Below are 295 nucleotides of genomic sequence, written 5' to 3' on the forward strand. Positions count from 1 at the left end.
CCAACACGGTGGTCATGGCTCGGGCTGTCCGTGCCCTGACCGGCACCGCCGTGCCGGTGCTGTGGTGGCTCCACGATGCCTTTGCAGGCTACCCCCACATTGCCCACCAGATCCCCTCCCAGCTGGGAGAGAATGTCCGGGTCTACTCGGTGGGCAGCCACGCCGCCAACGCCATGCACGCCGTGCGGCCCGAGTTCGAGATCCGGCAGCTCATCTACGGCCTGCCCGATTACGCGGCAGAGAACTTTGTCCGCACCGATCTGGGCTACAACCGCGGCCTCCCGCTGTTTGCCAC

At 66.8% G+C, this 295-nt stretch carries 1 pseudogene; it reads left to right on the forward strand.

Features of this window, described 5'->3' with window-relative positions:
- A pseudogene (locus P0G09_RS19470) lies at positions 1-295 on the forward strand (glycosyl transferase family 1); the annotation flags it as partial.

Source organism: Faecalibacterium sp. DFI.5.82 (genome assembly GCF_029076575.1).
Classification (GTDB): domain Bacteria; phylum Bacillota; class Clostridia; order Oscillospirales; family Ruminococcaceae; genus Faecalibacterium; species Faecalibacterium duncaniae.